Genomic DNA, 9,508 nt, shown 5'->3' with positions numbered 1-9,508 from the left:
TCTACGGCCTCAAGCTCGGCAAGGGCGGCAAGAACACCACGGTGGACGAGTGGATCCGGCGGGCCCGCGAGTACGGGTTCCTGCCGCCGTACGACCGCCGGCGGCCCGACGTCCCTGTTCGCTGGCCGTTCTGAGGTCTCGGCGCCGCCGCGGCGACCACGGCCATGCTCCCGTTCCGGACCGGAAAGCAGGCGGCCCCCAGAGCGTTGCCGCTGCTGGGGGCCGTGCCGCCGTGTGGCCTGAACGGCTGGGAGGGTCACAACTCCGGGCACGTCCGTCTATACTGGTCTTGCTTAGGGACCAGATAGAACCACACAGCTCAGCATTAGCCCCAGGGTTTGTCAGCCGGGAGCACACCTCGGCTACGCGACTTCTGGGGCTTTCTGCTGTGCGGAGAAGGCTAACATAGGGCCCGGCGCCGAACAAACGCACCCCGGCTTTCGCCCATTCGCACTGGTAGGCCCGGAACGAGAGGCGGTGAGACCCATGACCTGTGGACCGGTCAACAGGTTTGCCCAGGTCATCTACGTGACGGCAGGAACGAAGCTAGTTCTGGAATGAGTTTGGGAAGTAATTCCAAAACTAGTTTCAGAGTTACTACCAGCAAGCTTGGACCGGGTTTAACTCCGTGGAATCAGAACACAATTAACTCGCGAAACTACGCGAGAGTTTTACGACGAGGAACCACAGAGATGGATTGGAAACTCGTAATCCCGTCGCGCGTGTAGACGTCGGTGTGGAGTCTGCGCAGGTCAGGCAGTGGCTCAGGCCTCGATCACAGGGGCCGGAGCACGTCGCGCGACCTGGTCTCCTCGGCATCGGGAGCTCCACCGGCGGCCGCGGTGAGGTGGGCCGTCCTGTCCGGCGCGGGGTGACCGCTGGCCCGGACGCATCGTCGTGACCCGACATGCGAGGGGCGGCGTGGCGGTGCAAGAACGTCTCGCTGATCGTCGGCTAACGTCACAAAACCTGTCACGAAACCTGGGGGAGCGGTGCTAGCCGAGCAGTGGGCGGACCGGTTGAACAAGGCCGCGGACCGGCTTCCGGACGGCGACGTCCTGTTCAGCACCGCACGGGAGCGCGTTCGGCATGCGGCCGCCATCGTGGCCGGCGCGCTCGAGACCGATCCGACGCTGGGGGAGGACTACGAGCACGGCGGCCGCGACCTCTACCTCCTCGCCGAGATGCTGCGACAGCTTCACCCGTTGGCCAAGCAGGCCGCTAAGGCGATCGAGCATGAGCGCCTGGTCCAAGGAGGCGGCGTGCCACCTGCCGACGTGACTCGGGCGCGTCGGCTGATCAACCCGTTGGCGCCGCAGGAGTTCGACGCCCTCTCGGAGCACCTCCTGGTCGACGTCGCGCAGCGCATCGCCGATGCGGCGCAGCCTGATTGGCGCACGCCGACGCGGATTCTTGAGCGATCCGAACGGAGGCTCCCCAGCCCGGACGTGTTCGCAGGGCTCGCGGATCAGATGCTCGCGGCGGTGAAGCCTGCCCTGGGCCTGGAGTTCGTGGCGCCGGCCGCAGTGCGGATCGCGGGCCTGGCCGAGCAGCTGCGCGCGGAGACGGAGCGGTCGGCGAACCAGTGCGCCGCGCCGGGGTGTGAACAGATGCTCCAGCCTGCGGCGACAGGACGCCCGCGGCGCTACTGCGGGGCGACGTGCCGGCAGCGCGCACACCGTGCCGCACGTGCGCTGTAGCGCGTCCGGATCAAGTGACAGCTGTGTCCCAGAGCTGGTGACACCAGGCTTCCAATCAGGACATAACCGCAGATCAGCGGGTTGTCCCAGCTGCGGGACAACCCGCTGAAGTTGATGCAAAAACGCCCGTTTTCGCATCAACGGGGGAGTGTCAGAACTGCGCGGCGCGCACGAACTCGGCGTGCTTCCGCCGGCCGTTCTCATCGAGCAGCAGCGGGAGGTCCGCCAGGTCGACGCCCGTCCGGTTGACGGCTCGGCCGTCGAGCAGCGCGGCGAACTGCGCCTCGTCGCCGTACTCGCTCAGCGGCTGGCTGCGGCCGGTGCCGCAGTCGGCACAACCGCAGTCGGGCGGATGGATCGACTTCACTGCGCTGGACTTCGTTGTGCGATCGCCGCCCACACCGTGAGCTTCCGCCCAGCGGCCGGCCGCCTGGCCGGTGATGCCGAGTGCTGTGCCGATGTCAGACCAGTAGGTGTCCTGCTCTCGCGCAAGGCCGATAGCTGCGACTTTGCACTGCTCCAGGGCTTGTTCTATGTCGTGGATCGCGCGGAGCTGGTCAACGCCGCGGTTTGAGCCTCGCGCCAGGCCGGTGAGCAGGTTCTCCAGCAGGCTCTTCACGTTGGACATGAACCTTATAGTTCACCATCACGCATCATCTTGTGAACCAAACCGTTCACGTGTCACTCATACGGCCTAGTGTTATATGGCTTACTGAACTGTGCGTTTACCAAAACACCCCCTACTATGGGAAGCGGAACGACTGCCATGAGCAGGAGAACCGAGGAGGTATGCGCATGACTGTCATCGAGCGCGAACGTGCTGACGTTCTGAACAAGTTCGCTGCGGTGGAGACAATCGAGGAGGTCGCCAAGCCTTCCACGGAGGAGGACGCGACCAAGCTCGACAGCGCGATCGGGACCATCCTGGGTGGCATCGGCCCGGTTCGGGCATCGATCGCTGCTGACCTGCTGAAGCTTTCTCCCCACACGGTTCGAACGTGGACCAAGGAGGGCGTTCTCCTCGAGGCGGAGAGCGAGCGAAGCAAGGTGCTCCACGTTGATCCGCTTCGGCTGCACGCAGTGCTGCACCTGGCCCGGAAGCTGCGGGACCTCGGCACCAAGCCGAACGAGCTGATGGACCAGATCTGGTACCGCTTGGCAGATCGGGCCCTGATGGAGCGCGAGGATCTCCAGGAGAGCATCGCGCAGTGGAAGCGTGGCGAGGTCGTACCACTCTGACCTGGTCACGACGCCGGGCTTTCCCGGCGGGTCGCTCGCTGCCGCCGGCCCCTGCACTGGCAGGCTGTGCCGGTGGCAGTCGAGGTAGTCGCAACGAAGCTGGCCAAAGCCCAGATCGATTCATTGCGGAGCAAGGACAGCACAGCCTTCGCCACCTGGCAGGAAGACCTCAAGAACCGCGGATGCGCGGCACTGGGCTACCGCCTCACCGGTGACGTCGTGGACCGCCTGTGCGTCAGGCACATCCGAGGCCAGTTGCGGGCAGTGGTCGCGTTCGAGTCACCCACCTACGCTGTAGTGCTGCTGGTAGGCCCGCACGACGATCGCGATCCCGGGATCGACGTGTACACCCGCCTCTACCAGGCGCTCGACATCCCCATCCCCACCAAGCCGCGGACGAAGCCGGCTTGCTGTGGCGACATGAACGACGCGCCGACCTGGGGCGACGAGATCGTTGATCTTATGGCGCGGATCGACTCGACAACGCGCCGACGCAGCCGATAACAGGGCCCTCAGACGCCCCCAGAAGCACCCTACCGTCAACCCCTTTGGGGTACTCTAGGTATGCCCCATTCTGGGCCTTCCTCGCTCTCCTCAGAGCCGCTTTACCAGAGTTGATCTACACATGATCATCTTGTTTCGGGTTTCTCATAACTAGTTTCGTTTCTAGTTTCTATCTTATGAAACTGATCGATCGATGGCGGGTGTCGGGCAGGCCGGTATCAGGCGTGCAGCTGGCACTTCGAGCCGGTAATCCAGATCCGGAAACCGCAGGTCGCGCAGCATGTATCGGGCGTGCCAGAACCCAGGGCCGGCTTCGCTGTCACAGTCGACTGGGTAGCCGGGCACAACTTCGGTGATCTCGAAGACGGTCGGAGCGCCGTTGTAGGTGACCAGCGGTTCCCGCGATGGCCCCGCTAGCTGGCTGGTGCGCAGATGTACCAGCGTGGTCACCGGCCACTTCGTCATCTCCTCGGCGTCGGCTGCTTGGAGCTGCTCGATCTGCTGCTCGTTCACGTGATCCTCTCCCCTGTCGAGTCATCGATCGTCCCAGTTCAGCGGCGGTTAGGGATACCGCTGGCGGCTGCTGATCGTCGTGGCCTATTCGCGGCTGAGCGCCGGGTGGAGCTGCGTGGCGGGGCCTCTGCGGTAGAGGACCGCGGGCCGGCCGGTACCGGTCGTCCTCTCCCCCGTGGGCTCGAGAAAGCCCGTGGCACCGGTGATCTTGCGGTGGAAGTTCCTCGAGTCCAGCGGCCGGCCCCAGACGGCTTCGTAGACCTGGTGGAGCTCCGGCACGGTGAACGTGGGCGCGCACAGCGCTGCGGCCGCCGTGGTGTGCTCCAGCAGGCTCCTGAGCCGCTCCACGGCGGCCTGGAGCACCTCGCGGTGCGCTGGCACCTGCGCGGCCTGCTGGCTGGCCAGCAGGCGTTCCACGGGCGCCCAGCACTCGGTCTCCACGGCTGACGACGTCGGCCCGGTGAGCACCAGGTACCCGACCGACACTCCCTGTCCCCCGTGCTCCTGGACGTGGGGCCCGAACGCGCGGACCTGCTCCAGGTGCGCGACCGGGCCGGTGTGCTCGGCTTGCGCGGCCAGCACCTGCTCCACCTCGGCCTCCAGGTCGACCGTGACGTCCAGGAGGCGGCCCGGCAGGGCCCAGCGGTGGCCGGGCTGCTCGTGCAGGGCCTGGAGTACGCCGTCCCGGACGGCCAGCACCGCCAGGTCGACGGACACGGTGAAGGTGGCTGTTCCCACCAGGTCCTCCCAATCCGGTTCCGCGCTACGTTCGCGCTGGTCAAGGGGCCGTTAGTGGTCGGACGGGATGCTGTCCACGGCGGCCTCCAGCTCCTCTTCGGAGGGCAGGGTGTAGATCCGGGTGGTTTCCAGGGACTCGTGGCCGAGCAGCTCGGCCACGGTCACAATGTCGGTTCCCCCGCCGAGCAGTTGACGAGCGAAGGTGTGCCGGATGACGTGCGGCCCGAAGGGCTCTCCGTCGTCGTCCGGACCGATGCCGGCCTCGGCGCCGATGCTGTGGATGATCTCGTACACGCTGCGCGGGCCGAGTCGGCCGCCGCGCTCGGTGAGGATCAGCGCCTCGGACTCGGACGCGCCCGGGATGAGGTGCCGGACCTCCAGCCACGCGCGGAGCCGATCGCGCAGCGGAGAGTTGATCGGGACGCTTCTTTCCTTGTCGCCCTTGCCATACAGCGACAGCCGTCCCTTGCGGTCGGAGAGCTGGACGTCGGCCAGGTTCAGCCCGGAGATCTCGGAGGCGCGCGGGCCGGCGTGGTACGGCAGCTCGGCGATCAGCCGATCCCGGATGCCGATGGCGCGGCGCAGTTCGGATTGCTCGGCGGCCGCGCGCCGTTCGCGTGCTTCAGCAGCGCGCAGGTAGCGCACGGCCTGGCGGGCGTTGAGGCTGCGCGGCGCCCGCCGGCGCGCGACGTCCTCCCGCCGGGCTTCTGCCTTGCCCAGGCCGCGCCGGACGTGGAAGTCGTCCAGGGCGGCCAGGACGTTGTTCACCCTCGCGCCGGAGCGGCGCCGGCCGTTGCGGCCGGGCGTGGTCTTGAGGTGGGTCCGGTAGTCGCGGACCGCCCAGTCCCGCGCGGCGGGGTCGTGCAGCGGGTCGCCGTCCGTCTCGCCGAGTTCGAGCCACTCGAGGTAGCCGCGGACGTTGCGGCGGTACTTGTCGCGCGTCGACTGCCCGAGCGGCGAACGAGACAGGCCAGTCTCGTATTCGGTGAGCGCCGCGGCGTACGGCGCGCTGAGTTCGACGGTCGCACGGCCGCCGGAGCGAGCCGTGTTTCCAGAAGCCGATCCGGAGGTCTGCGGATCGGCGGTTGCCGCGTTTCCAGAAGCCACACCGCAGTCTACTTCCGGAAACGCATCTTTCCAGAAGACGCGCGGAAGACGAGTCCTGGCGCATCTCGGCCTTGTTTCAGCTAACACTGAAGCTATCGAGCCAACCGACCAACTTGCCTGCCGGCGCGCTTCACCACCAGACGAGCCGCATTGCGCCCCCGCTGAACCTGCCTCACGCGACCCACCTAGGTTCACATCGCCCTGGGAAGCTCATAGCCTCTACCGAAGAGAGAACACACCGGATCACCAGAGCCTTTTTTGCGTCACTGACGATAGTTTTCGCAGCTCAGAGGCGTACCTATGCGATCGCCGACAAAACAACACGTAGTGATTACAGGCCTTGTTTCACCGGTGAAGTAATTGCGCTTTTGAGTGTGGGCATCAGTGGTCAGAACGCATGTGATCTCATTTGATTGAGAACTACGTGCACTTTTAAGGTCCTCAGCACTGTATTTTATGCCGACGTTATGGTGACCTCAGACACTGAGGCTAGCAACGACATCAGTTGCGGAGTCACTCCTGCTGCGAGTACGGCACAAACTTAGCTTGCCGTACTGGGTCTGACCAGGCACTACACGTTGACTGTCACTACAACTGTCACTAGAAGCGTCACCACCGGTGTCACCAGTGACAGCAGTTAGATAGCGTGACGGCATCTAAGTAGTAGAAAGCTTGGAACTACATTTAGATGCTTATTGGTGGCACAAGGATTGCACCAACCGCGACAAGCACAACTTAGATCAGCCAAGTAACACTTACTGATCTCAGTAAAGGTGTCACCTAAGTCGACAACTTTGATGTTCACAAATAGTCGATAGGTTGATTCACATTGCATTATCAACCTGACAAAGTTGGAACATCTCATGCTCAATCACTAACGCCAGTCATAGAAGCGTTAATTGCTGCCTCAAACCAGAGATCCATGTACGTGCCATTACTGATATTCACAGGAGTTCCATTACGGAGGACACTGCAAATAGCCGTCCTGGCATCAGTGCACTAGCTTGCACTTGCCCATTGACTGACATTAATAATTTGACCAACAAGGTGTTGACACCTGCAAGCATACTACTGTCAGGTGTGCTAACACCTTGCACGTCACCACTCATCTCAGTTTTTGCTTGCGACACGATTCCAGTGCGTACTTTACTTTAGTTATCCGTCGTGACATCACTTAGTTAACCAAATGGGTTAGCGTTATGTACGTCCCTGGATTCCATCTACTTAGCTTCACTGCGATGACATTGATGCACTTAGTTAAGCGTTGCGACGCTGTTATTACTTGTACGACTGTTGCAGTTGCTACTAGGAAAAGTCATATTGACTGCTGGCACGCCTACTGGGTGAGCATCTGCGCTGCTGCCAACCGAGCCGCACTGTGGCTCTCCTTTGCGTAACACCTTGCTCGACACCTCAGGTCCGCCCATGAGGTTGACCCTCGCTGTGCCAAGATGCAACCCAACAGAACAGCGGCGGCGACAGGCTTCCTGGCTCTGTCTGCATCATCGCTGATCAACCGGGGTTCGACACGCACACGAGGAGCGTGCAATGACCGATCACCTGGCGAGCACATGGGACACACCAGCTGACGAGCTAACCAGGGAAGTCGTTGACACCCTGGACAGAACCGTGGCTGAGGCTGGTGCGGACCTGGTCGCCGAGATCGAGTGGTACCTGCTGAGCCACGTCTTCTGCTTCGCCAACGACAAGGGTGGTGTCGGGAAGACCACGGCAAGCTCCCACTCATCCGCGCTCATGGCTGCTGACGGCCTACGGGTGCTGCTGGTCGACCTCAACGGTCAGGGCAACGTCGCCGAGGACTTCGGGTTCACTGATGCGGACGGCATCGACGACGACGGCAAGGGCCTCTATGCCGCTGTGACGGTTGGTATTCCGCTCCAACCCAAGACCATCCGTCCGAACTTGGACATCATCCCGGGTGGCAAGTGGGTACGGAAGATCCCCGCTTTCATGAGCGGTGAGATGAAGAATCCTAAGTCAGCAGCGAGCATGTACACCGCGCTTGCCCGTGCTCTGCTCCCGATCGCTGGCAACTATGACGCGATTGTCATCGACACTCCGCCGGAGAACGAAGAGATCCTGAGCCTTGCGCTAGGAGCCAGCAGGTTCGTCATCGTTCCAATGAAGACCGACGCAAGCTCTCGCAAGGGTTTGCTCACCGTCGCGAGGCTCATGCGCGAAGTACGCGCCTTCAATCCCTACCTCTTCCTGCTCGGGATCTTTCTCTTTGCTTCCGGCAGGGGTGCAACCCGCATCCGGCAGGAGATGAAGGACGGCGTTCAGGAGGACTTCAACAACTCGGCTTACGTGTTCGAGGCGTTCATCCGGCACAGCGAGAGCGCAGCGAGCAACGTTCGGTCGAACGGCAAGATGGTGCACGAGTTGGAGCAGCTGATCCGGCAGGACCCTTCGCAGTGGAAGGTCCGATCCGGCGCTCGACGCAGTGCCACCCAGGTTAGTGAAAGCAACTCAGGCGTGGCGGAGGACTTCCAGAACCTCACGCGCGAGATACTCGTTCGGAGTGTGGAGTTGCGCGAGAATCTCAAGGTGAAGGGAATGTGGCCGTGATGGACGCCAAGGACGATCTGAGCGACCTCGGAGGAGGCACGGGACCTCAGAACCGCTCCGAAGGGCTCGCTGACGTGTTCAAGGGCGGAGGCGGCGGTCCCACGCCTGGGAATACGACGGTCGGCACTCCCCCGGCCGGCGGGGCACCGAAGCCACCTCCCGTCACTGCTGGAGCCACGAAGCCTTCCAGCGGTGCGCCCAAGCGGGGAGCGCGCCGTGGCCCTTCTACGTCCACCAGGAAGCGTCCGAATGTCACCGTGCCCGTCTCGGAAGCCCTTCACCGGCGGTTCGAGCGTGCGAAGGTCAAGGACAACCTGACGTCGAGCGTGCTGGTTTTGAAGGCGATCACCCACTGCCACGATGGTGATCTTGCGAACCTCGCGAAGCTGATCGAGGACAGCAAGGTGATCACCAAGAGCGGTGTAGGCGGTGACCTTTTCCCCGAGGATGACGCCGAAGTGAAGTACCTCGGCTGGGGCCACCGGCAGTTGCAGTTCACGCCGACGCGTGCGCAGGTCGAGGTTCTGGACCACCTGACGGACCAGCTGAACGCCGAGAGCCGCACGTGGATCGTGGCCGTCCTCAACGAGTTCCTCCCCGGCCGGAAGGAGGGGAAGAAGACCGGCGCGGCCGGCAGCGACTCCCCCGCCTCCGATGAGGAGAAGGTGCCTGTGGACGCCTGACGTCCCACGTGGAGCGACGAGAACGGCTGTGGGGCCCTTGCCAGTGGCGAGGGCCCCACAGCCGTTCTGAGAGCTTCTCCTCCCCCGGTCATTCCCTCCGCGGACCACGTCGTGCTCGCCTGCTCCGTCTCGGACGGAAGGATGGCGCCCATGATCGAGCCAGAGCAGCCGGTGATCCGGTTGCCTTTTCCGCACAGCCGCAACGACTGCGAGATGTGCCGCGAGTGGGACGCCAGCGTCGAGGTCACCGACCAGCCGCGCCCCCGGTTCGCACAGGCGCCCACGCCGCCGGAGCGCCGGCGAGCGCTGTGCCAGACGTGTCTCGGGAAGTACCTGTCGATGCTTGTGCACGACGCCACCGACCTCAGTGACGACGCGACGATCGAGGTCACGTTGGCGCTCGCACCAGGCCGGCGGGCCGACCTCCCCTGACGC

At 63.6% G+C, this 9,508-nt stretch carries 10 protein-coding genes; 6 read left to right on the top strand and 4 right to left on the bottom strand.

What is annotated here, in order from left to right; all coding sequences use genetic code 11:
• The first annotated feature begins 992 nt into the window (after positions 1-992).
• Positions 993-1,700, top strand: coding sequence for a hypothetical protein (locus tag ACVDFE_RS00410; protein ID WP_458429211.1), 708 nt, complete (start codon positions 993-995; stop codon positions 1,698-1,700).
• Positions 1,701-1,851: 151 nt separating this feature from the next.
• On the opposite strand, the gene ACVDFE_RS00405 is transcribed toward ACVDFE_RS00410, so the two are convergent.
• Positions 1,852-2,328 carry a hypothetical protein gene (locus tag ACVDFE_RS00405; RefSeq protein ID WP_458429210.1) on the bottom strand — a complete coding sequence of 159 codons (477 nt, stop codon included), beginning with the start codon at positions 2,326-2,328 and terminating at the stop codon, positions 1,852-1,854.
• Between the two features lie 167 nt (positions 2,329-2,495).
• Between ACVDFE_RS00405 and ACVDFE_RS00400 the strand changes: the two genes are divergently transcribed.
• Together ACVDFE_RS00400 and ACVDFE_RS00395 are read left to right on the top strand one after the other, a co-directional pair.
• Positions 2,496-2,939, top strand: a complete 444-nt coding sequence (locus ACVDFE_RS00400; protein ID WP_458429209.1) for a hypothetical protein — start codon at positions 2,496-2,498, stop codon at positions 2,937-2,939.
• A gap of 72 nt (positions 2,940-3,011) precedes the next feature.
• Entirely contained in the window at positions 3,012-3,443 is a 432-nt protein-coding gene (locus ACVDFE_RS00395; protein ID WP_458429208.1) for a hypothetical protein, read from the top strand.
• A gap of 174 nt (positions 3,444-3,617) precedes the next feature.
• On the opposite strand, the gene ACVDFE_RS00390 is transcribed toward ACVDFE_RS00395, so the two are convergent.
• From ACVDFE_RS00390 to ACVDFE_RS00380, 3 genes are all read right to left on the bottom strand, one after another.
• Positions 3,618-3,956 (bottom strand): hypothetical protein, encoded by a 339-nt coding sequence (locus ACVDFE_RS00390; protein WP_458429207.1) that lies wholly within the window; start codon positions 3,954-3,956, stop codon positions 3,618-3,620.
• Positions 3,957-4,040: 84 nt separating this feature from the next.
• Positions 4,041-4,694 (bottom strand): NUDIX hydrolase, encoded by a 654-nt coding sequence (locus ACVDFE_RS00385; RefSeq protein ID WP_458429206.1) that lies wholly within the window; start codon positions 4,692-4,694, stop codon positions 4,041-4,043.
• A 51-nt stretch (positions 4,695-4,745) separates the two neighbouring features.
• A complete protein-coding gene (locus tag ACVDFE_RS00380; protein ID WP_458429205.1) occupies positions 4,746-5,888 on the bottom strand; it encodes a tyrosine-type recombinase/integrase in 1,143 nt (380 codons plus the stop codon).
• A gap of 1,461 nt (positions 5,889-7,349) precedes the next feature.
• On the opposite strand from ACVDFE_RS00380, the gene ACVDFE_RS00375 reads away from it, so the two are divergent.
• The 3 genes from ACVDFE_RS00375 to ACVDFE_RS00365 all read left to right on the top strand — a co-directional run bounded on the left by ACVDFE_RS00375 (position 7,350) and on the right by ACVDFE_RS00365 (position 9,505).
• On the top strand, positions 7,350-8,390 hold the full coding sequence (locus ACVDFE_RS00375) for a ParA family protein (protein ID WP_458429204.1): 1,041 nt from the start codon (positions 7,350-7,352) through the stop codon (positions 8,388-8,390).
• A 257-nt stretch (positions 8,391-8,647) separates the two neighbouring features.
• Positions 8,648-9,073 (top strand): hypothetical protein, encoded by a 426-nt coding sequence (locus ACVDFE_RS00370; protein WP_458429203.1) that lies wholly within the window; start codon positions 8,648-8,650, stop codon positions 9,071-9,073.
• A 150-nt stretch (positions 9,074-9,223) separates the two neighbouring features.
• Positions 9,224-9,505, top strand: a complete 282-nt coding sequence (locus tag ACVDFE_RS00365) for a hypothetical protein (protein WP_458429202.1) — start codon at positions 9,224-9,226, stop codon at positions 9,503-9,505.
• Positions 9,506-9,508: the final 3 nt, after the last annotated feature.

This window comes from Lentzea chajnantorensis (assembly GCF_054300775.1).
This window is presented reverse-complemented; position numbering and strand designations above follow the sequence as displayed.